The organism is Nocardiopsis sp. NPDC055551 (genome assembly GCF_053619415.1).
In genome coordinates, this window is record NZ_JBSHJJ010000009.1 from 50,478 (window position 1) to 73,570 (window position 23,093).

Sequence of the window (23,093 nt, forward strand, 5' to 3'; positions counted from 1 at the left end):
AGGAAGAGGCGAACATGGGCACCGAATGGCTGACCGACGAGCGTGGGGCACTGCTACGGGAACTGCGCCGCAGACGCGGTATCGGACGAGATGACCGAATTCCGCCTCGTTCCGGGGCGGAGGGTCCCGCACGGCTCTCACCCGGCCAGCGCAGGCTGTGGTTCTTGGACCGGTTGCGGCCGGGAACCGCGCTGTACAACGTCAGCGCGGGAGCGCGGCTGCGCGGCGAACTCGACGTCACCGCGTTGCGTACGGCCCTGACCGGGATCGTCACGCGTCACGAGGTCCTTCGTTCGGTCTTCGAACAGGCCGCCGATGGTGAACCCGTCCAACGGGTCCTTCCCCCCTCGGAGGTCGACCTCTCGATCTCCGACGTGGACGGCGACCCGTTCGACCGGGCTCGGGTGATCGCGGCCGAGCCCTTCGACCTGGAGCGTGGTCCCGTCGCCCGCTTCCACCTGCTGAGGGTCACGCCCCGAGAACACCTACTCGTGGTCTCGCTCCACCACATGGTCTCCGACGGCTGGTCGCTGGAGATCCTCGTGTCGGAACTGGTGGCCGCCTACGGGGCAGGAGGCGCCGTCACCGAACCGCCCCTGGACATCCAGTACGCCGACTACGCCGTGTGGCAGAACGAGCGCGAGGACGCGCCGGCGGTCACGCGCCAGCTCGACCATTGGCGGGACCGGCTGGCGGGAGCACCCCTGACGGAGGTCCCGACGGACCGGGCACGGCCGGGGACACCGGACTTCTCCGGGGGGTCGATCGTCCTGACCCTCCCCGCCCACACCGCGATCGATCGGCTCGTCGAGGAACACCGCACGACACCGTTCGCGGTGGGGTTCGCCGCGTTCGCCACGGTCCTTTCCCGCTGGTCGCGTCAGGACGACCTGGTCGTCGCGGTGCCGGTGGCGGGACGCCGACGCCCCGAGGTGAACCGGCTGATCGGCTTCTTCGTCAACACCCTTCCGGTACGCGTCGACCTGTCCGACGACCCGACGTTCGGTGCCCTGGTGGCACGGATCCACGACGGCATGCTCGACGCCCACTCCAACGCGGACGTCCCCTTCGATCGGATCGTCGACGCCGTGCGGGCCGAGCGGGACCCCGGAGGCCGTACGGCCCTGGTCCGCCACCTGTTCCAGGTGGACGAGGAGCCTCGTCCGGAACCGGTGGTGCGCGGCCTCGGCTTCGACCTGGTCGCCCTGGACACCGGCACCGCCAAGTTCGACCTGGAGGTCAATCTCGAACCCCTGTCGGAGGGGGGATGGGAGGTCCGTTTGGAGTACAGCGCCGAGCTGTACGACGAGGCGACCGCCCGGAGCCTGGCGGACTCCCTGCGCCTGGTGCTCACCGACGCGGACCCGGATGTGCCGGTGTCCCGGCTCGGATTGGTGGCGGACGACGTCCACACGGAACTCCTGGACGTGTTCGGCGGCACGGAGGAGCCGGTGCCCGGCACCGGATCCACCACCCTGCACGAACTGTTCGAGGATCGGGTCGCCGCCCACCCCGACGCGATCGCCCTCCAGTACGAGGGCGTCACCCTGACCTACCGAGAGCTGGATCGGCGCTCCAACCGGCTCGCGCGAATGCTGCGCGCCGAAGGGGTGGGTCCGGACACGGTCGTCGGCGTCGGACTGCCGCGCGGCCCGGATCTGCTCGTCGGCCTGCTCGCCGCTCTCAAGGCGGGCGGCGCCTATCTCCCCCTGGACACGAAGTACCCGCCCGAACGACTCCGGATGATGCTGGAGGACACACGGGCCAAGGTGGTCATCGCCGACGCGACCGAGGTTCCTCCCGACGTCGCCGCGGTGGTCGATTCGTCCGCTCGCCTGATCTGTCCCGACCGGGACGCGGCAGAGATCGCCGAGTGGTCCGCGGCACCACTTCGGCTCCGTGTCAGTGACCGGTCCCTGGCCTACGTCATCCACACCTCCGGCTCCACCGGGCGCCCGAAGGGGGCGATGAACGAACACCGTGCCGTGGTCAACCGGTTGCTGTGGATGCAGAGGACCTACGGGTTGGAGATCGGCGAGGGAGTCCTTCAGAAGACCCCGATCGGGTTCGACGTCTCGGTGTGGGAACTGTTCTGGCCGCTGATCACCGGAGCGCGGTGCGTACTCGCTCGACCCGGCGGCCACGCGGATCCCGGATACCTGTCCGAACTGGTGGACCGGGCGGACGTATCCACGATCCACTTCGTGCCCTCCATGCTCGACCTGTTCCTCACGGCCCCCTCGTTGGAGGGCTGTCGACGGTTGCGCCGGATCGTGTGCAGCGGGGAGGAACTGCCCTCCCGGCTGGTCCGGGAGGTCGAGCGACGCCTGCCGGAAGTACCCGTCTTCAACCTCTATGGGCCCACCGAGGCCGCCATCGACGTCACCTGGTTCGACTGTCGCGACGGCTACGGGCACCGTGTCCCCATCGGTCGTCCGATCGACGGTTGCACCATCCGTGTCGTGGACGAGGACATGGCGCCCGTCCCGATCGGTGCGCCCGGGGAGCTGATGATCGGCGGCGTCCAGGTCTGCCGTGGCTATTGGGAACGCCCCGGGCTCACCGCCGAGCGGTTCGTACCGGACCCGTTCGGCGGTCCCGGTGCCCGTCTCTATCGCACCGGAGACCTGGCCCGGTGGCGATCGGACGGGACGGTGGAGTACCTGGGCCGAATGGACGGCCAGGTCAAGTTGCGGGGCATGCGCGTGGAGTTGGGGGAGATCGAGGTCGCCCTGACCGAGTTGGAGGGCGTCGAGTCGGCGGTCGCCGACGTGCGCACCGATGGCTCGACCGGCCCCGTACTGGTCGCCTACGTGCTCCTGGCCGACGAATCGGTCGAGAACACGGAGGAACGCGTGCCGAACCTGCAAAAGGCCCTGCGCGGACGTCTTCCGTCGCACATGGTCCCCGTCTCGTTCACCCGGGTCGACGAATGGCCGCTCAGCCCCAACGGAAAGCTCGACCGTCGACGACTCCCCACACCCGACCGACCCTGTGGGGACCGGGGGGCGACGGCCCCCGCCACACCCGGCGAGCGCGCCCTGGCCCGGTTGTGGGCGGAGATCCTGGACACGGACGGAATCGGAGTCGGGGACGACTTCTTCGATCTCGGGGGCAACTCCCTCCTGGCGGTCAAACTCGCGCACCGGATCCGAGTGGAACTGGGCACCGAACTGCCGATGGAGAGCCTGTTCACCATGCCGACGGTCGGCGCGATGGCCGCGGAGATCCAACGCGTCGGACGCCGCACCGTGACGAAGGGACCGTCGCTGCGCAGGGTCGACCGCACCGGATACCGGGTCGGGGCCGGTACGGACACCAAGACAACTCTCGACGATGGAGACGCGACATGACCACGAAGACGGGGGAGGACCTCTACGTCCTCCCGGCATCGTACGGACAGGAACGGCTGTGGCTGCTGGAACAGGTCACCCCGGACATGCCGCTGTACAACGTGCCCATGGCCCTGCGTCTGAGGGGACGACTCGACGCACCGGCGTTGGCCGGAGCGCTCTCCGGTCTGGTGGAACGGCACGAGGTGCTGCGCACCGTTCTACGACTGCGGGATGGAGGGGTCATGCAGGTCGTGCGGGAAGCACGGCCGGTCACCCTCGTGACCGAACCCCTGGCCGACTCCGAGGAGGCGCTCCTGGCGCGGATCGAGGAGCTGACCGCGGAACCCTTCGACCTGGCCGAGGGCCCCCTGCTCCGCGGACACCTGTTGCGGGTGTCCGAGGAGCATCACGTCCTCGTCGTCATCGCCCACCACACCGTCACCGATGGATGGTCCCTGGGGGTGATGCTCGCCGAGATCGCGACCCTGTACGCGTCCGCGGTCGAGGGCGGGGGGAGGGAACTCGCGGAGGTTCCCGTGCAGTACGCGGACTACGCGTTGTGGCAGCGCGAGCAGGTCGAGGGCGGTTCGCTCGACGACCAGATCCGCTACTGGCGTGATCGTCTGAAGGGCGTCCGCCCGCTCGCCCTGCCCACCGGCACGGAGGGCACCGGCCGGCCCCCGCACGCTTCGGTCACCGCCCCACTGCGCGTCGCGCCGGTCACGGTTCGACATCTGCGCGGACTCGCTCCGGCCGGCGTCACCCCCACCATGGTGGTGATGGCCGCCTACACCGCCGTCCTCGCCCGTTGGAGTGGTCAGGACGACGTCGTGCTCGCCCTGCCGGTGGCCGGGCGCGGCGAGCCGGAACTGGAGAGCCTGGTCGGCTTCTTCGTCAACACCCTCCCGGTGCGCGTCGACCTGTCGGGGGACCCCACACTGCTCACCTTGTTGGAACGTGTGCGTGACAGCAGCTTCGGTGCCTATGGCCACGCCGATGTCCCCTTCGAGGTCCTGGTCAACGAACTCAAACCGGAACGCCGGACCGGACGGCCCCCGTTGGCGCAGGTCATGCTCGCGGTCGACAACACACCTCTCGCGGCGCGGGTCGATCTTCCCGGGGTGACCGCCGAGCCGGTCCACCTGTCCCAGGGCAGCGCGATCTTCGACGCCACGGTCGACCTGGTGGAGAACGACGACACGCTGAGCGGAACGATCGGTCTGCGCGCCGATTGGTTCCGTCAGGAGACCGCCGAGCTGTTCAGCAAATCGATCCAGGCGGTCCTGCGTGCCTGGGGCACCGACCCCGACGCTCGGCTGTCCGAGCTTCCCTGCCCCTTGGCGGACAGGGATTCCGAGGTCGCCGTGGCGACCCCGGTGGAGGAGGGCGAACCCGCGGCCGGGGCGCTGGACGGCGCGGGGTCCCTGCCGTCGAATCCGACCGAGCACCTGATCCTGAGCCTGTGGAGCGAGGAGTTCGGCACGAAGATCGTCAGTGTCGACGAGGAGTTCTACGCTCTGGGCGGCGACTCCATGCGTGCGGTACGGATCGTCATGCGGGCTCGGGAGAAGGGCGTCGAACTACCGGTGGAAATGGTGCTCGGAGAGCACACCGTCCGGCAGCTCACCTCGGCGATGACGTGAGACGGTGGCGGGACCGTACGGATGACACCGTACGGTCCCGCCACGTGTCGCTCGGTCCACTCAGGCCATTCAGGCCACTCGGACCACTCAGACCGTCGGTGCTCCTTGTTCCGCTCGGTCCGGGACGTCGCGCAGTCGTCGCACCGGCCCCAGCAGCACGGGCAGGCAGGAGACCAGCAGGATGACGGGTGCGAGCCACAACGTCTCGCGGGCGCCGATCAGGTCGGCCAGGGACCCGGCGCCCAGGGCACCGATCGGAATCGCGCCGAAACTCACCAGACGGTAAGTGGCGTTCATCCGCGTACGAAGGTCCGGGAGGGTGAGCCTCTGCCGGATGGTCGTCGCAACCACGCTGCCGGCCGCGGCACCACCGGAGCCGATGAAGAACGCCGCGCCCGCCGCGGAGAAGCCGAGCGCGTCCACCCCTCCGAAGGCGGGAAGAAGGAAATAGGGGAAGGTGGAGAACAGCAGCACGGTCAGCATGCTCGGGCCGTATCCGATTCGCCTGATGAGCAGGGGGACGCTCAGGGCGCCGGTGACCGCGCCGAGACCTCCCACCAGCATCAGGGTGCCGTACAGACCACTGCTCATCCCCATCCCGTCGACCAGGTACATCAGGCCGCCCACGGTGACCAGCGGAATTCCGGCGTTGTAGATCGCCGCGTGGATCGACACGGCCCTGACCGGGGGGTTGGAGAACACGGCGCGTACGCCGTCGGCCAGTTCGGCACGTGGATCGCGGTCGCCCGCACGAGTGGGGACCCGTTCCCGGTGACGGACGAAGAAGAGGGTCAGGGCCGAACCCAGGTACGCCAGCCCGCTCGCCCCCATCGCCGAGGCGGGACCCAGCAGTGACGCGGTCCAGCCACCCACACCCGGTCCGGCGGTGCCGCCCACGGCGATGTTCGCCGACATCCGACTGTGCGCGGTGTCGAGGAACCCGGAGGAGACCAGGCGTGGCACGTAGGACACCAACGCGATGTCGTAGACCACCGTCAGGCAACCTCCGATCAGTGCCGCGACCAGGAGGTGGGGGAGCGTCATCTGACCGCTCAGCGCCAAGGCGGCGATCGTCAGCACGACCGAGGCCCTGAGCAGGTCCACCACGATCAGCACGGGTCGGAGGGCCCGGTGCTCCAGCAGCAGGCCCGCCAACAGGGGAAGCACCACGAACGGTGCCATGTACAGGGCCTGGAGCAGACCCACCTGGAATCCGGAGGCGTCCAAGAGGGAGATCGCCAGCAGGGGCAGCAGGAACAGGGTCGTCTGTGAACCCAACTGGGAGAAGAAGTCGCCTCCCCAGAGAAGACGGAAGTCCCGTGCCGGCGCCGCCCCCTTCCCGGATTCGGTGGTCGATATGGGATCAAGGGCCGTCATCGAGGACCTCCTACGAAGGGATTCGGCTCGGTACGCCGGGCATGGAGCGGCACCCTCGGACGTTCGCACCGCTTCCGCGCCGCCGTGGAGTCCGGGAAACCCCTGATTTCGGTGCGGCGCCACGAGGAGGACTGTGGGGAAAGGTCGCGACCGGTTGGTTCCGGGGCGCATACGACCGGGATCCGACGAACGAAGGGTGAGGCATGACCGACTTCGCAACGGGGGCGCCCAGGACATGGCGTGACGTGCTGTCCGGTGCCGCGGGGGACAGGCCGGACCGGACCGCGTTCAATTTCCGTCCGGAGCAGGCGGGTGCCACGCCCGACCGGATCGACTACGCGGAGCTCGACCTGAGGGCCAGGGCGATCGGAACGCACCTGCTCGGCCTTGGCCTGGGCGGACGTTCCGCGCTCTTGTTCTACCCGCCTGGTCTGGAGTTCGTCACCGCCTTCTTCGGCTGCCTGTACGCGGGGGTCGTCGCGGTCCCCGCCTACCCGCCCACCCGCAATCCGCGTTCGCTCGCACGCGTGGTGGGCATGGTCCAGGACAGCGGTGCGGAGTTCGCGCTGACCACGGCGGCCGGACGCGATCGGATGGACGGCCGCATCGGTCTCGTCCCCGGGCTGGAGAAGCTTCGCCTGGTCGCGACGGATGACGTGCCGGACGCGGCAGCCACGGGCTGGGACGCCCCCGCACTCGATACGGGATCTCTGGCGTTCCTCCAGTACACCTCGGGCTCGACCGCCACCCCCAGAGGCGTGGCGCTCACCCACGGCAACCTGCTGGCGAACACCGCGCTGATCCAGGAGGCGTTCGGTCTGCGGGACGACATGCGCGGTGTCTCCTGGCTTCCCGTCTACCACGACATGGGACTCATCGGTTCGGTCATGGGCACCGTGCGACGTGGCGGCACCATGGCCCTGATGTCACCCGTCACCTTCATCCGCGACCCCTACCGCTGGCTCGAAGCCATCAGCGAAGACAGGGCCGTGGTCAGCGGAGCCCCCAACTTCGCCTACGACCTGTGCGTGGAGAAGGTCACCGACGAGCAGGCCGCCCGGCTCGACCTCAGCAGTTGGGAGGTGGCCTTCAACGGCGCCGAGCCCGTACGCGAGGACACGATGCGGGCCTTCGCCGACAAGTTCGCCGTCTCCGGGTTCCGATCCTCCTCGCTCCTGCCCTGCTACGGCCTGGCCGAAGCGTCCCTCATGGTCACGGCCGGACCCCACGGTTCCGGTATCCGGGTCTCGGCCCCGCCCATGGAAGGGGCCGGGGGCGGGGCCGCCTCCGACGTGGTGGCCGGCGGCGCGGTCCCCGCCGCGCATCGGGTCGAGGTCGTCGAACCGGCCACACGAACCTCGTTGCCCGAGGGCGAGGTCGGGGAGATCTGGGTCCACGGGGCCAGTGTCGCCCAGGGCTACTGGAACCGTCCCGACACCGAGGACGACCCCTTCGGGCTCACCCTGGCCGACGAACCCACGGTTCCCTTCCTTCGCACCGGAGACCTGGGTTTCCTTCGGGACGGCCAGCTGTACGTCACCGGACGCAGCAAGGACTTGATCATCGTCCGCGGACGCAACCACTATCCGCAGGACATCGAACTCACCGCCCAACGCTCTTCGCCCGCGCTTCAGCCCAACGGTGGCGCGGCCTTCGCCCTGGACGAGGAGGACGGCCGGGAGCGGGTCGTCGTCGTGCAGGAGGTCCGGAGCGGCCAGGACGTGGACCTGGACGAGGTGACCCGGAGCGTCCGTGCCGCGGTCGTCGAGGAGCATGAGGTGCGCGTGGACTCCGTGGTCCTCGTCCGCTCGCTGACCATCCCGCGTACCACCAGTGGCAAGATCGCCCGGCGCGCCTGTCGCAAGGCCCTGCACGAGGGCACGTTGACGGTGCTCGCCGAACTGCGTTCCCAGGAAGGGGAACGGCTCCTCCCCGAGGGCGAGGAGTCCGACGGCGACGCCGATGGCCTCGCCGTCTTCCTGCGCGAGTCGATCGCGGCGGTGCTCGACGTGTCCGCGACGCGGATCCCTCTGGACCGCCCCCTGGTGGAGCTGGGCATGGACTCCCTGGACACCGTCCGACTCCGACACCGCGTGGAGACCCAGCTGCAGGTGGACCTGGATCCGGAGGACGTACTCGCCCTCACCATCGACGAACTCGTGCTCCAGGCCTCGACCGCTTCGCGTGTCCCCCCGGAGGAGGTGATGACCGACGGACCCACCGACCACCCCCTCTCGCACAATCAGCGAGCGATGTGGTTCCTGCACCAGTTCGCGCCGGCCAGTTCGGCGCACAACATCGGCATGGCGGCCGAGGTCTCCGGACGGGTGGACGCGTCCGCGATGCGCCGGGCCCTGGCCCTGCTGTCGGAACGTCATACCGCCCTGCGCACCTCCTTCCCCGTGGTCGACGGCGAGCCCGTCCAGAGGGTGCACGCGGAACTCGAACCCGAGTTCACCGAAAGCGACGTGCGCGACCTGGACCGTGACCGGATCGAAGCGGAGGCCCGACGGCTCGCCTACGCTCCCTTCGACGTGGCCTCCGGTCCGTTGGTCCGGGTCTGCCTGCTCCTGGGTCCGGACCACGACAGGCTGGTGTTCATGCTGCACCACCTGGTGTCCGACCTCTGGTCGATGGAGGTGATGCTCGACGAACTGGGCCGCCTCTACCGCGCCATCACGACCGGGGGCCCGCTCCCCGACTGGGGGCCCGCGCCCAGCCACCTGCGTCCGGTTCGCCACGAGAGCGCACGGTTGGAGGACGATGGTGCCCGGCTCATCGACTTCTGGAAGGAGGAGCTCCAAGGCGCACCCACCGAACTCGAACTGCCCACCAGCCACCCCCGCCCCGCCGAGCAGGGCTTCCGTTCCGGCACCGTCCGGTTCCGACTCGACCCTGAGCTGACCAGAAGCCTCAAGGAATGCGCGGCGAAGACCGGGACCACCCTCTATTCGGTCCTGCTCGGCGCCTACCAGGTGTTCCTGTCCCGTTACTCCGGGCGGGACGATGTCCTGGTCGGTACCCCGGTCCACGGACGTGGGCGGGCCGAGACGGCCGGGATCGTCGGCAACCTGGTGAACACCGCGGTGATGCGCGGCCGGATCGCACCGGACCTGAGTTTCGCCGACCACACGCGTGCCGTCGACCGTGGCGTTCGGGCCGCACTCCACCAGGACGTCCCCCTGCCCCTGCTCGTCGAGCGGTTGAGGGTGGATCGCAACCTCGGGCGCCAGCCCCTCGTGCAGAGCCTCTTCACGTTCCAGCGCCCGATCGGTGCTCAGCCGCAAGGGATGAGTTCGCTCATCCTCGGTGACCGGGACGGCCGTTTGGAGCTGGGCGGGCTCGACCTGCGGCCCCTCCCGCTCGACCCACCGCACGGGATCTTGGACCTCTCGGTGACGTTCGCCGAGTCCGAGGAGGGATTGGGCGGACTGCTCCAGTACGACACCGCCCTGTTCACCCCGGAGGCCGTCGAGGGCATGGTGCGGCACCTGAGCACACTTCTCGCCGGAGCGGGGGCCGATCCCGAGCAGCGAGTGGGGGAACTGCCCCTGCTCGACGAGACCGAGCGTGCCCGCGTCCTCGACCGATTGACCGGTACCGGGTTCGCCCATCGCCCGGACGACTACGTCTTCCAGCGGTTCGCCGAACGGGCCGCGGCCGATCCGGACGCTCCCGCGATCGCCTTCGACTCCCGAGACCTGCCGATCGACGAGCCGGTCGACCCCGCGACCATCGTGGACGTGCCCACGCTCGGCTACGCGGAACTGGACGATCGGTCCGACCGGCTGGCCACCTATCTGGTCGGTCGGGGCGTGGGCCCCGAACAGGTCGTCGGACTGTACCTGCCGAGGTCGGTGGACGCGGTCGTGGCCATGCTCGCCGTCCTCAAGGCGGGCGGCACCTACCTGCCCATCGACTCCGAACTGCCCGCGGAGCGGGTCGAGTTCATGCTCACCGACTCCGGGGCCCGAGCGGTCGTCACCGCGACCACGCCCGAGTCCTCTCCGGCCGAGGGTGTCGAGATCGTGGCCCTGGACACCCTGGCACGCACCCTGGAAGAGCAGCCGCCGGGGCCGCCCCCCTGCCGACTGACCCCGGACAACACCGCCTACGTCATCTACACCTCGGGATCGACCGGTCGCCCCAAGGGGGTCCAGATCCCGCATCGTGCCATGGCCCACCTCATGGACGCGATGGCCGTGCCCCACACGCCCGGCCGCGGAGACCGTGTCCTGGCACTGGCCAGCTTCTCCTTCGACATCTCCGTCATGGAGGTGTTCCTGCCCCTGGTCACCGGGGGCGTCGTGCACATCGCCGACACATCGGTCAAGACCGACGGTGCCCAGCTCCGCGCCCGTCTGGACAGTGGTGCGTTCGCCTTCGCCATGGCCACACCCGCCACTTGGCAGCTCCTGGGCGACGCGCACTGGGAGGGCCATCCCGACCTGGTCGTCTCCAGTGGGGGAGAAGCGCTGTCGGAGGCTCTCGCCGACCGGCTCATCGGCCGGGGAAAACGGCTGTGGAACCTCTATGGGCCCACCGAGACCACGGTGTGGTCGGCGGCGGCAAGGATCGACGAGACCGGGCGAGGACCCGTACCGATCGGCGCTCCGCTCGGTGAGACCAGCCTCTACGTCCTCGGCCCCGAGATGGAACCGGTACCGGCGGGGGTCATCGGCGAGGTCGTGATCGGTGGCGCGGGGGTCGCCCGCGGCTACCTGGGTCGCCCCGGACTGACCGCCGACAGGTTCGTGCCCGATCCGCATGGGGGGACCCCCGGTGCTCGAATGTATCGGACCGGTGACCTGGCGCGCTTCGGCGCCGATGGGCGCCTGGAATTCCTGGGGCGGGCGGACCAACAGGTCAAGTTCAACGGTCATCGGATCGAACTCGGCGAGATCGAGAGCGCGCTCGACCGACACCCGACCGTGCGCCGTTCCGCGGTGGTGGTCCACCAGACCGCGTCGGTGTCCACGCTGGTGGCCTACGTCGAGGCCCGAAACCGTGTGGGTACGGCCGCCTTCGACCGCCAGTCCGCCGATCGCGCGCTGCGTGAGGCCCTGAGCGAGCGACTTCCCGTCTACATGGTGCCCACGCACTTCGTGTGGCTCTCCGAGCTGCCCCTGAACTCCAGCAACAAGATCGACCGAAGGAAGCTGCCCGAACCGGAGGTCACGGCGGTGGCCTCCTCGGAGGCTCCCGCCACCGACACCGAACGGGAGCTGCACCGGATCGTCGTCGAACTGCTCGGAGGCGCCCGGCTGGGACGCGACGACAACTGGTTCGAGTTGGGGGCCCACTCGCTCCTGCTGTCCAGGCTCGTCCTGCGCGTGCGGGACGTCTTCGGGGTGCGGCTGCAACTACACCGTCTGTTCGAGCGGCCGACCCTGCGAGGGGTCGCCGCCCTGGTGGACGAGTCGACCGCGACGGCACCGGCACCGGTCGTCACCCGGGTGGACCGGCGCGGTTTCGCCGGAGTCTCGGGAACGGGCCGCGCCGACGTATTGCGCAGGCTCCGCGCCTCGCGGAGCGACCAGACAGGAATGGACTCATGAGTCACCAGGAGGAGAGGACCATGCAGAGCACCGAGGAACCCCTGGCGTTCCCCGTGACGTTCGCTCAGCAACGGCTGATGATCATCGAGCAGCTCTTCCCGGGGACGGCCGCCTACCACGTCCCGTTCGCCCTGCGACTGCGGGGACCGATGGATCGGGAGGCACTGCTCGCCTCGATCGGGCATGTCATGGGTCGGCACGAGTCGTTGCGTACGGTGTTCACCACCATCGACGGCGAGTCCGCGCAGGTGGTCCTGCCCGAGTCCCCGCTGGACGTTCACGAGGAGGACCTCACCGGTACCCCCGAGGCCGGGTCCGAGGAGCTGCTCGCCGCGCGGTTGGGGGCCGACGCCCGCACGCCTTTCGCGATCGACGAGGGCCTCGTTCGGATCACCCTGTTGCGTCTGGCCCCAGAGGAACACGTGCTCGCGGTCACCATGCACCACCTGGTCTCGGACATGTGGTCGTGCGGCATCTTCGTTCGGGAGATCGCCGAGGGGTACCCGGCCTTCCTCAGCGGGCGTTCGCCACGCGGTCCCGAGCTCCCGGTGCAGTACGTGGACTACACGGCCTGGCAGCGTGAGAACCTCACCGAGGAGGTGATCGGCGACTTCCTGAGCTTCTGGCGAGGTGAGCTCGGGGGCGCGCCGCCGGTCTTGGAGTTGCCCGCGGACCGCCCCCGTCCCCCGGCGCAGAGCTTCCACGGGAACATGCTGCCCTTGAGCCTGTCCCCGGAGGTGTCCAGACGCGTCCGTGAGCTGAGCGGTGAACTCGGGGCGACCCCGTACATGACCATCCTGGCGGCGTTCCAGGCGGCGATCGGTCTGTGGGCGCGCACCCGCGACGTGGTGGTGAGCACCGGGGTCGCCACGCGTACCGCCGAGACCGAGGACCTCATCGGCTGCTTCATCAACATCGTGCTCTTCCGGACCTCCCTGGAGGGCGACCCCGCCTTCTCCGAGCTCGTGGGTCGTGTGCGCCGGACCGTGCTGGCGGGTTTCGAACACCAGGATCTTCCCTTCGACCGCCTGGTCGAAGAGATCGCGCCCCACCGGGACCTCAGCCATCAGCCGCTGACCCAGGTCATGTTCGTCATGCAGAACGCGCCGATGCCCAACCCCGCGGTGGGGAACCTGGAGATCTCGGCGGTGCACGTGCCCCGGAACGCCACCCAGGTCGATCTGGACCTGCAGATGTGGGACGCGGGAGACCGCTACGAGGGCTTCTTCGAGTACAGCACCGACATGTTCGACGAGGGCACCATCGCACGGCTATGGGCCCAGTTCGAGAGGCTGTTGGCCGCAGCGGTGGAGAAGCCGGAACGGAGACTCTCCGACCTTCCCCTGCTCTCCCCGAACGAGGTCGAGACCGCGGTCTCGACGTGGAACTCCACAGGTTCGGACATCCAGGATCGCTGTCTGCACGAGCTGTTCGAGGAGAGGGCCCGGCTCACCCCGAACGCCACCGCTCTCGTGTACCCGGGCGGATCGTCGACCTACGCCGAGCTGGACGCCTGGGCGGAGCGGATCGCCTCCGGCCTGACCCACCTCGGGGTGGGACCGGAGGTGCTGGTCGGCTCCTTCCTGAGCGCCGCCGCGCCGGTGCGGTTGCCGGTCTTCCTCGGCATCCTCAAGGCGGGCGGGGGCCACCTCCCGCTGGATCCGGAATACCCGTCGGATCGCCTGGCCTTCATGATCGAGGACGCGCGTCCCCGGGTACTGCTCACCGAGGACGGTTTGGCCGAGCGGTTGCCAGAGCACACCGGGGCCGCCCGGGTCATCGGGGTCGCGGACCTACCGACGGTCGAGGTTCCGCGTAGGACGGATCGGGAGCACGATCGGGTCCGGACCGACAACCTCGCCTACGTCATCTACACGTCTGGTTCCACCGGGCGACCCAAGGGCATCGCGGTCCCCCACCGGGGCGTGGTCAACAACATCCTCGACCTCAACCGAGTGGGCGGGGTGGGAACCACGGACACGTTGTTGGCGCTGTCCTCGGCCAGTTTCGACATGTCCGTCTACGACATGTTGGGGATGCTCGCCGCGGGCGGGACCGTCGTCCTACCCGAAGCGCACCGGGCCCAGGACCCCCGGCACTGGGCCGATCTGGTCCGGGAGCACCGGGTCACCGTGTGGAACTCCGCCCCCGCGCTGCTGGAGACGTTCGTCGAGGAGGTCGACGAGCGCGGCGCCGGGAGCGCTTCCTCCATACGTCTGGCGTACCTGGGGGGAGACTGGGTCGGGCTCGGCCTGCCTGAACGGTTGCGCTCGTGCGCTCCAGGTGCGCGAGTCGTGGTGATGGGCGGCGCCACCGAGGCGTCCATCCACTCCACGATCCACGAGGTGGTCACCGTGGACCCGGAGTGGTCCGCCATCCCGTACGGCGTCGCCATGGAGAACCAACAGGTCCTCGTGCTCGACGAGTACGGCCGGCCCGCCCCGATCGGGATACCCGGTGAGCTGTACCTGGGCGGGGTCGGGTTGACCCGCGGTTACCTGGATCGCCCCGGACTGACCGCGGAGCGCTTCGTCCCACACCCCTTCGCCGGGTGTTACGGCAACGTGCCCGCGGGGGCTCGCCTATATCGGACGGGCGACCTGGTGCGCTATCGCTCCGACGGGGTCCTCGAACTCATCGGCCGTATCGATCACCAGACCAAGATCCGTGGTCTTCGCGTGGAACCGGGTGAGGTCACGGCCGCCCTGCTGACACACCCCGGGGTGGCCGAGGGAGTGGTGGTCGCGCGCGAAGACGGCGGCCGGACCCGGTTGGTCGCCTACCACGTACCTGAGGAGGGGATCGAGCCATCGATCGCTTCCTTGCGGGAGCACATCGGCGCCACCCTGCCCGAGTACATGGTGCCCTCGTCCTTCGTCGAACTGCGACGGCTGCCGCTGTCGCCCAATGGGAAGGTCGATCGGGCCGCGCTCCCCGAGCCCGGGAGTGCCCGGCCGAACCTGGACAACGCGTACACCGGCCCGCGCACCCCGGTGGAGAGCGTCCTGGTCGAACTGTGGGAGTCGGTCCTGGACGTCGATCGAGTCGGTGTCCACGACTCCTTCTTCGAACTCGGCGGGTATTCGATGGCCGCCACTCGCATCGCCGTTCTGGCCGGGGAGGTCTTCGGGATCGATCTTCCGCTGCGTGCCGTGTTCGACGCGAGGACCGTCGAACGGCAGGCCACGGTCGTGCGAGACCTGGGGCGTGAGCAGGGGGTCGACGTCGACGCGGCGGCGCAGTTGACGCTCGACGTCGGTCAGATGAGCGAGGAAGAGGTCATGGCCATGCTGGCGGAGGAGACCGGTGGTGTCCGATGAACGGTGATGTGATGGTCGACGGACCGCTGGCCGCCACCGCGACGGATGGTCTGCGGCGGCTGAGCTCGCAGGACCCGGCGCTCTTCTCGATGCTCGAACGGGACCAGATTCGTCAGGAGGAGACACTGGCCATGGTGGCCTCGGCCAGCGCGGCGGACAGCTCGGTGCTCGCCTGCGAGGGAAGCGCGGTCGGCAACGTCACCACCGAGGGTTACCCCGGACGGCGGTACCACGCGGGCTGCGTGGTGGTGGACGAGATCGAGCGGCTCGCCGTGGACAGGGCCAAGGACGTGTTCGGCGCTCGATACGCCAACGTCCAACCACATTCGGGCAGCACCGCCAACCAGGTGGTGATGACCTCCCTGCTGGATCCCGGGGACACGATCATGGGGATGGAGCTCAGCGCGGGCGGCCATCTGACGCACGGGGCACCGGTGTCCTTCTCCGGACGCTACTTCCGCCCGGTCTCCTACGGTGTGGGCCCCGACGGAAGGCTCGACCATGGCGAGATCGCCGAACTCGCTCGAAGGCACCGGCCACGTCTGATCGTGTGCGGAGCCAGCTCCTATCCACGCGAGATCGACTTCGCCCGGTTCCGTGAGATCGCCGACGAGGTGGGCGCCTACCTGCTCGCCGACATCTCGCACATCGCCGGGTTGGTCGCGGCCGGGCTGCACCCCAGCCCGATCGACGCCGCGCACTTCACCACGACCAGCACCTACAAACAGTTGTACGGACCTCGCGGTGGGCTCATCCTCATGGGCGCGGACGCCGACACCCCCGGGCCGGGCGGTCGCAGGCTCTCCTCCGTGATCCAGCAGGGGGTCTTCCCGTACTTCCAGGGAACACCTCGGGTCAACGGGATCGCCGCGAAGGCCCGGGCGCTGGGGATCGTGGGATCGGCGGGCTTCCACCGGTTGGCGGAGCGCGTCCTCGACGACGCCCGCGCCTTGGCGTCCGCGCTGGCCGAACTGGGTTGGCGCGTGCAGACCGGCGGCACCGACAACCACATGGTCCTGGTGGACACGGGAGGCTCCGGGCTGACCGGGGCCAACGCCGAGCGATCCCTCGAATCCTGCGGGATCATCGTCAACCGCAACAAGATCCCTGGTGACGGCTACCCGGCCCGGATCTCGGGCGGGGTCCGGTTCGGCACGAACTCGCTGGCCCTGCGTGGGATGGGATCCGAAGCCATGGTCGAATGCGCGACGCTGGTCGATCGTGTGTGGCGTTCGCTGCGGAGCACCGGGGATGACGAGTTCGTCCTGTCCGAAGCGGTGCGCGAGGGGGTGCGGGCCGAGGTGGCCGAGCTCTGCCGGCGTTTCCCGGTACGGGCCGGGGTCGGTGAGGAGCTCGTGTCCTCGACCCCCTGATCCCCGCCTCCGGCAGGAGGACTTCAAGGAAGGGCCCGGCCATCGTCGGGCCCTTCCGCGTTCCTCCAAGGACGCGAGGGGCGCGGCCCGATGGAGTCCTCCCTGCTCAGAGAGGGAGCGCGGCGGGGAGATTGTTGTCATGCAACTTCATGAACCCGGTGAAATCTGGTCTGGAGTGGCCTTCTCGTGAAGACTATGAAGTGCCGGGCAAGGAGTTAGCGAAAACCCGGGAGTTCGGCAAAACATAAGCTTTCATCGAGAGGGTCCACCATGAAGAAAATTGCTATTGCCTTCGGTTTCTCGTTCGGTCTCGCTTTGGCTGCGGTCCCCGCTCTCGGCGCCGAGTCCTTCGAGGTTTCGGTGGTCGCGGGGGGCACGGACTGGCCGAACTCCGGGGCGCAGGTGGCCGATGGCGGGACGGACTGGCCGAACTCCACCGATGGCGGGACGGACTGGCCGAACTAGGCTTTAGGCTTCGCAAAGCCCTTTGGCCAGGTCAGGAGCGAGCTCGCCCGGTCGGTGCCGGGGAATGGTCTCGTCCGAAGAAGACTTCCGCAGCCGGAGTGGCGTTGACCGGACCCGCGGTGTCGGGCACTCCGATTCTCAGAAAGAATAATGCTCTCTGCGATTCTTCAACGCATCGAGGGCGAACGGAATCCCGGGCAGGGATCCTGCATTCATCACCATTCGCTGGAAGGCCACTATAGATATGACCACCCCTGGTTTTTCGATCCCATATCTCGGGACAATGAGCGGCTCCTCTTCCATCGTCGCTCCCCAGGACTTTCTCTGGGACGGGGGGCTCCGCGACCTCGTGTCCCAGGAGAGCTCCCGCAGGGCCGGGACCCTGACGATGTCGCTCTCCGACGGGTACGTTCCGCCCGCCGTCCGCGCGCTCATGTCCGATCACCTGCCCGTGCGCTTCGACCGTTCCCCGAGCGCCTTGGAGGACATGACGATCGACCGAGCCCAGCACCTGTTCGGCGCCGAGTACGCCGACGTCCGTCCCACCTCGCCCGCCGACGCCCTCCAACTCGTCTGCCTGGCCCTGCTCGAACCCGAGGACGTGGTGCTGCGTATCCACACCACCGGGATCGATCCTCTGGGACCCACGTTCCCGGGCTTCCACCAGCGGGTGGACCTCGACATCCCGCCGGACGGGGACCTCGACCGGGCCGGTTTCATCGAGGCCGTGCGGCACCACCGACCCACGGCGATCATCTATGACGCCGTCAACCGACTGCGCAGCACCGACTTCGCCCTGCTACGGCGCGTCGCCGACGAAGCCGACAGTTTGCTCATCGCCGACATCACCGGGATCACCGGAATCATCTCCGCGGGTCTCCTGCCCAACCCGATCAACGACGCCCACATCGTGATCGCCGGTACCCACGGCCAGCTCGGCGGGCCGCCCGGGGGGCTGATCCTGTGCGGACGCGACGCGAACACCGAATACCGGGGGCGTGGCATCGCACAGCGTCTGAGGCGGGTGAGCCATCGGAACTCCCAGGGCCGGGTGGACACCTTTCTCGCCGCGCAGGCGCACACCCTGGCGGCCGCCGTGACCCCGTGGTGGCGCGAGGTCGCCGAGCGCACCATCGACAACGCCCGCACCCTCGCCGATGAACTCAGCCTGTACGGGTACCGTCCGGTGACCGGAGGTACCGACACCCACATGGTCCTCATCGACCTGGACGGTTCGGGCCTGAGCGGCACCATGGCCGAGTCGGCCCTGGCCGAGGTCGGGATCGAGGCCACCGGCAGCAGGTTCCATAGCGCCGAGCGCGACGACGAACACCACGGCCTGTCCCTCTCGTTGACCAGTCTGACCATGCGGGGTTTCGAGACCGCGCAGATTCAACGCTGTGCCGAGTTGACGCACACCGCCCTTCAAGCCACCCGCCCCGTCGGAAGCCGCGGCCACGTACTCGACCCCGCCGTCAGGGACGCCCTCCTCGACGCCATCGCCGAGCTGACGGCCCCTTCCTGAACCGGTTCCGAGGACCCGGCGGGAACGTCCGGGGCCTGGCCCTCCAGACCGGATCCATGTCAGAAGAGCACGAATCCAACCCGACGATCAGGAGAAGACCCATGCAGGACACCTCGGAGAACAACATCCGCTACAGCGTCGTGGTCAACGACGAGGAACAGTACTCCGTCTGGCCCGAGTCCCGGAAGCTCCCGCACGGATGGCGGCACGAGGGCACCACCGGCACCAAGGAGGAGTGCCTGGCACACATCAACCGGACCTGGACCGACATGCGACCCCTGAGCCTGCGCCTGGCCATGGGAGACGCCTAGGTTCCGCGGGCCCCTCCACACGACCGCGGCCCGAAACCGGAGTGACCACCCGACCCTTGAGGGGTAGACAAGATGAGAATCCAGACCGAGCTCGGCCATCAGACGTTCACCGGTCGAACCAGGGAGCTCATGTCCCTTTGCCGGGAATTGGACTCCGTGGACGGACCACCACGGCTCATCGAGGTCGTCGGTGAACCCGGTATCGGCAAGACCCGGCTGTTGACGGAAGCCCTGGCCGGCGTCGATGGAGACCGGAACACCGTCGTCGCGGGCACCGCCGACACCCAGGGGTGCGGAACGTTCGCCCCTCTGCCCGCCGGTCTCCCCGGGGTCGCGCGCCAGGAGGTGGACGGGGGTCTCGGCCTGGTCCTCGTGGTGGACGACGCCCACCTGGCCTCGCCGGAGATGGAAACGGAGATCATTCGGATCCTGCACCATCCGCCGGCCCGGCGGTTGTCCTTGGTGGTGGCGCATCGTCCACGCCAGTGCTCGACCCGGCTGCTCGCCGCCATCGGTGGTTCACAAGGCCGATGGCGGCACGTGCGGCTCCAGGTCGGGCCCCTCGACAGGGAGGAGAGCCTGTCGATCACCGCCGAGGAGGTGTGTGTCCGCCACCGTTCCACCATTCATGAGAAGAGCGGGGGCAACCCCCGGTACCTGAGGGCCCTGATCGCCCTGTGCGGGGGGAGCGACTGCGTGGACGGCTCCGACATCGTCCCCGATCCTGATGCCCTGGCGCCCTTGAGCATGGAGATCGAAGCACTGCCCGGGCCGATCCGAGCGGTCGCGTACGCCGCGTCGGTGTTCGATGGGCATTTCCCACCCGAACGCCTCGCCAGGGTCGCCGACCTCGACATCGCCGAGACGCTCACGGCGGTGGGTGCGCTGGTGGGCGCCGACGTACTCCGCGCCAACGCCGGACGGCGTGGATTCGTCTACCGTCACCAGGTGCTGCGCTGGGCCGCCTACCACGCGGCCCCCCTCACGACCAGGCTCGCCGCGCATCGACGGGCCGCGCACACGCTCCGTGAGGAGGGTCGTCCGGTCACCGACTACGCGGATCACCTGTGTCGGTCGGAGGATGGGGACGATGCCCGTGCCCTACTGATCGAAGCGGCCAAGGCCGTCGAGGTGTCCGACCCGGTCAAGGCCGTTCGCTGGTACGAGAGCGTTCTCGCCCACATGGGGGAGGACGATCCGCGCTCAAGGCTGGAGATCATGCTCGGTCTGGCCCGGGTGTGCGTGTCCAGTGGACGAATCGACCGGGGTCGCACGCTCATGGCCGAGGTCGATTCGCTCCTGGACCACACCGATCCGCGCACACCGGAGACCGGGGAGGTGATCGAGCTCAGGGCCTGGCTGGCGCAGATCGATGGCCACTACACCCAGGCTCGTGCCCTCCTGCACACGGGTATCGCCGGAAGGGGCGTTCACGACGCGCACCGGTTGCGTACCGCACTGGCGGCCACGTCCCTGTGGGACACCGGATGGGACTGGTCCGATGGCGCGGTTCTGTCCGTCATGGGCAGTGAGGACCCGGTGGCCCAGGCGGTCGTCCTAGGGATCCACGCCACGACCCGTCTGTCACGTGGAGACACCGAGGTCGCGCGGCACAGCGCCGTCGAGGCCGCCAAAATGATCGAACGGCGATCCGACGGTCAGCTCGCCCGCCGCCCCGAAGCACTGACCCACCTCGCCTGGGTGGAGGCCCACCTGGACACGTGCGATGTCGCGATCCGCCACTTCACGCGTGGCCTGTCCATCGTCCGGCGCGGCGGGTGTCCCCCGGCCGTGGTACCGATGCTCGTCGGTCTCGGACTCTGCCAACTGCGCCAAGGCCGGGTCGTGGAGGCCCTGGCCCGGGTCGAAGAGGCGGTCCGACTCGCCGAACTGATGGGCGCGGCGGACCTGATCGCCATGGCCTTGAACGCCCGCGCGCAGGTGTGGCTCGTCGAAGGCGCGGTCCTCGCCGCACTCGCGGACGCCCAGAACGCCATTAACGCGGTGTCCCCGGACAGCCCCTGGTGGCGGCGGGCACGTATCTCCCAAGGTGGGGCGCATCTGCTCGCGGGCGACGTCTCGGAGGCGGTCCATGCCCTGTTGGACGGCGCCGGCGATCATCTCTCCGAGCTTCCGGTCTGGGAGCGTCCCGCCGTCGCCGAGTCGCTTTGTCGGGCGGAGGCCGCCCGAGGCGATCACGACGAGGCCCTGAGTTGGGCCGCGCGGGCTACGACCGCGGCGGAGGCCCTGGGAACCGCGCAGAGTCGTTGCCTGGCCGATCTGGCGCTGAGCGCGGCGGCTCGGCGTCCCAGCGAAGCCCTGGCCCACGCACTGGACGCCATAGTCGCCGGGGGGTCCTCGTTGACCTGCTCGTTCGAAATGGGTCGGGCGCACGCCGCGGCGGCTCGCGCCCTCCTGGCCCTGGGCGACGCCGGTTCGGCGGGCAGGCACATGGAACGGTTGGCCCTGTCCGCCGAACGCACCGGTGCGGGCGCCCTCGCGGCCTTGGTGCCGACCCTGAGGGCCGAGATCGAGCGTTTCGAGGGCGCCCCGCCACTCGTCGAGGAGAGCCGGCACAAGCTCAGCCGACGTGAGTTCGAGATCGCCGGTCTGGTCAGCGAGGGACACACCAACCGGCAGATCGCTCGACGGCTGGAGATGAGCCACAAGACCGTGGAGACCCATCTCGGTCGTATCTTCGGGAAGCTGGAAGTGGCCTCCCGGGCCGAGATCGCCGCGATGATGGGCAGAGGGGAGATCGGGGTACGTCCGCAACGAAGCAAGGCCGGGGCGGGCACCGTCACCGAGTGAGGTGGCCCCGACCGGGACCAACGGCGTGGGCCGGTCAGTTGACCAGCCCACGTTTGTGGGCCAGGACACCGGCCTGAAACCGGCTCTCCGCCTTCAGTTCGGTCATGATCTCGGCGATGTGGCGCCGACAGCTGCGAACGGAGATGCCCAGTTTTCGGGAGACCATCTCGTCCTTGGCCCCCGTGACCAAGCCCTCCAGGATGGCTTCGCGGATCTCCTCCTTGGCCGCGGGCTGTTCGTTCAACGTGTCCACGGGGAATGAACGCCCGTTCTGCCACATGAGGTCGAAGAAGGAGCAGAGGTTGTCCACCACGGATGGTTCGCGCAACAGCACCGCGCCCTGGGTGACCTCGCCCCCCTCCATGGGGATGAAGGCCACCCGGCGGTCGAAGACGATCATCCGTCGTGGGACCACCGGAATGGTACGGACCTGCGCACCCAGTTTGCTGACCTCGTTGACGTAGTGCCTGGTGGGCGCGTGGTGTCGGGTCGCGTGTTGGAGGACCGAGCGCATCACCACCCCACGTTCCAACATGAGGCGGTCCAAGGAGATGCTGCGCGAGAGACCCTTCTCGCTCATGCCTCCGCCGGAGTGAGCGATGCACAACTCCTTCTCGGCCCTTTGTGCCTCGTTGGACAGGATCAGACGGACCAGGTCGACGTCCTCCACCACATCGAACGCCTCGGAGTTGCGGCGGGACTGACGAGCACTGAAGTAGGTGGCTTGGAGGGAGAGGAGCTCGTCGCGGACACGGTCCATCCGGATCTGTTCGTCTTGCAGACGTCTGCGGTCCGCCTCCAGCAGTTCGACCGCCGCGGACTCCGGCCCACTGGCCTGGTACCGATAGCGGGAGTCTTGGGAAGGACGCAACAGTCGGTAACCGATCAACAGGTCGATGAGTTCGAGGAGCCGGTCCTCGTCCAGCCCCAGAAGCTCCCGAGCCTGTTCCGGTGTCCATGAAGGATCCTCGATGGTCAAACGATAAAGCTCCACGGCTTCAGGGGGTATCGGTCCTTCGAGCTCGGTCGGTCCTTCTATCAACTTCTAACCGTTCTGGGAGGGGCTGATCTCGGATCTCATGAGGCCCGGGACAAGGGCGTACCACCGTGGGTCGACCTGCGGTGGACGGGCTTCACCGCACAACGGAATCGGCTCGTCGATGGTAAGTGAGCTTGGGTCGGTAAGACATGTCGTGTCCGGAACCGGCCGTTTCGCATGATGGGTCCGGTGAGCCCCTCGACCGATGACGCCTCGACGAAGAGGCGGTCGACCGTGGTGGCGGGCGTTCCCGTGGCGTCGGGGGGTTGAAGGTCGAGGATGGTGTGTTCGAGGGCCCTGTCCCACTTGGAGTTCCAGGTGGGCCCGGATCGGCGT

10 protein-coding genes are annotated in these 23,093 nt (G+C 68.7%); 8 read left to right on the top strand and 2 right to left on the bottom strand.

Going from position 1 to position 23,093, the window contains the following annotated elements:
• The first annotated feature begins 14 nt into the window (after nucleotides 1-14).
• Together ACWGSK_RS17170 and ACWGSK_RS17175 are read left to right on the top strand one after the other, a co-directional pair.
• On the top strand, nucleotides 15-3,353 hold the full coding sequence (locus tag ACWGSK_RS17170; RefSeq protein ID WP_452456231.1) for a non-ribosomal peptide synthetase: 3,339 nt from the start codon (nucleotides 15-17) through the stop codon (nucleotides 3,351-3,353).
• Entirely contained in the window at nucleotides 3,350-4,978 is a 1,629-nt protein-coding gene (locus tag ACWGSK_RS17175) for a condensation domain-containing protein (RefSeq protein ID WP_358511823.1), read from the top strand. Before ACWGSK_RS17170 ends, ACWGSK_RS17175 begins: the two co-directional genes overlap by 4 nt.
• Before the next feature lie 87 nt (nucleotides 4,979-5,065).
• Here the strand turns inward: ACWGSK_RS17175 and ACWGSK_RS17180 are convergent, their stop codons facing one another.
• Nucleotides 5,066-6,355 (bottom strand): MFS transporter, encoded by a 1,290-nt coding sequence (locus ACWGSK_RS17180; RefSeq protein ID WP_358511826.1) that lies wholly within the window; start codon nucleotides 6,353-6,355, stop codon nucleotides 5,066-5,068.
• Nucleotides 6,356-6,558: 203 nt separating this feature from the next.
• Here ACWGSK_RS17180 and ACWGSK_RS17185 point away from each other — a divergent pair, with 203 nt between their 5' ends.
• The 6 genes from ACWGSK_RS17185 (at nucleotide 6,559) to ACWGSK_RS17210 (ending at nucleotide 21,718) form a co-directional block, all read left to right on the top strand.
• Complete coding sequence (locus ACWGSK_RS17185) at nucleotides 6,559-11,913, top strand: amino acid adenylation domain-containing protein (protein ID WP_452456232.1); 5,355 nt, start codon at nucleotides 6,559-6,561, stop codon at nucleotides 11,911-11,913.
• On the top strand, nucleotides 11,910-15,233 hold the full coding sequence (locus ACWGSK_RS17190) for a non-ribosomal peptide synthetase (RefSeq protein ID WP_358511832.1): 3,324 nt from the start codon (nucleotides 11,910-11,912) through the stop codon (nucleotides 15,231-15,233). Before ACWGSK_RS17185 ends, ACWGSK_RS17190 begins: the two co-directional genes overlap by 4 nt.
• Nucleotides 15,230-16,606, top strand: coding sequence for a serine hydroxymethyltransferase (locus ACWGSK_RS17195; protein ID WP_358511835.1), 1,377 nt, complete (start codon nucleotides 15,230-15,232; stop codon nucleotides 16,604-16,606). The genes ACWGSK_RS17190 and ACWGSK_RS17195 overlap by 4 nt, the downstream gene beginning before the upstream one ends.
• 748 nt (nucleotides 16,607-17,354) lie before the next feature.
• Complete coding sequence (locus tag ACWGSK_RS17200) at nucleotides 17,355-18,596, top strand: hypothetical protein (RefSeq protein WP_358509901.1); 1,242 nt, start codon at nucleotides 17,355-17,357, stop codon at nucleotides 18,594-18,596.
• A 101-nt stretch (nucleotides 18,597-18,697) separates the two neighbouring features.
• Nucleotides 18,698-18,907, top strand: a complete 210-nt coding sequence (locus ACWGSK_RS17205) for an MbtH family protein (protein ID WP_358509898.1) — start codon at nucleotides 18,698-18,700, stop codon at nucleotides 18,905-18,907.
• A 72-nt stretch (nucleotides 18,908-18,979) separates the two neighbouring features.
• A complete protein-coding gene (locus tag ACWGSK_RS17210; protein WP_452456233.1) occupies nucleotides 18,980-21,718 on the top strand; it encodes a LuxR C-terminal-related transcriptional regulator in 2,739 nt (912 codons plus the stop codon).
• A 34-nt stretch (nucleotides 21,719-21,752) separates the two neighbouring features.
• Here the strand turns inward: ACWGSK_RS17210 and ACWGSK_RS17215 are convergent, their stop codons facing one another.
• The gene (locus ACWGSK_RS17215) at nucleotides 21,753-22,697 is read right to left on the bottom strand and encodes a LuxR C-terminal-related transcriptional regulator (protein WP_452456234.1); all 945 of its coding nucleotides are present in this window, start codon (nucleotides 22,695-22,697) and stop codon (nucleotides 21,753-21,755) included.
• Nucleotides 22,698-23,093: the final 396 nt, after the last annotated feature.

What these genes read in the sequence shown, in the direction of transcription:
- ACWGSK_RS17170 (WP_452456231.1), top strand. Translation starts at nt 15, where the DNA reads ATGGGCACCGAATGGCTGACCGACGAGCGTGGGGCACTGCTACGGGAA.
- ACWGSK_RS17175 (WP_358511823.1), top strand. Translation starts at nt 3,350, where the DNA reads ATGACCACGAAGACGGGGGAGGACCTCTACGTCCTCCCGGCATCGTAC.
- ACWGSK_RS17180 (WP_358511826.1), bottom strand. Translation starts at nt 6,355, where the DNA reads ATGACGGCCCTTGATCCCATATCGACCACCGAATCCGGGAAGGGGGCG.
- ACWGSK_RS17185 (WP_452456232.1), top strand. Translation starts at nt 6,559, where the DNA reads ATGACCGACTTCGCAACGGGGGCGCCCAGGACATGGCGTGACGTGCTG.
- ACWGSK_RS17190 (WP_358511832.1), top strand. Translation starts at nt 11,910, where the DNA reads ATGAGTCACCAGGAGGAGAGGACCATGCAGAGCACCGAGGAACCCCTG.
- ACWGSK_RS17195 (WP_358511835.1), top strand. Translation starts at nt 15,230, where the DNA reads ATGAACGGTGATGTGATGGTCGACGGACCGCTGGCCGCCACCGCGACG.
- ACWGSK_RS17200 (WP_358509901.1), top strand. Translation starts at nt 17,355, where the DNA reads ATGAGCGGCTCCTCTTCCATCGTCGCTCCCCAGGACTTTCTCTGGGAC.
- ACWGSK_RS17205 (WP_358509898.1), top strand. Translation starts at nt 18,698, where the DNA reads ATGCAGGACACCTCGGAGAACAACATCCGCTACAGCGTCGTGGTCAAC.
- ACWGSK_RS17210 (WP_452456233.1), top strand. Translation starts at nt 18,980, where the DNA reads ATGAGAATCCAGACCGAGCTCGGCCATCAGACGTTCACCGGTCGAACC.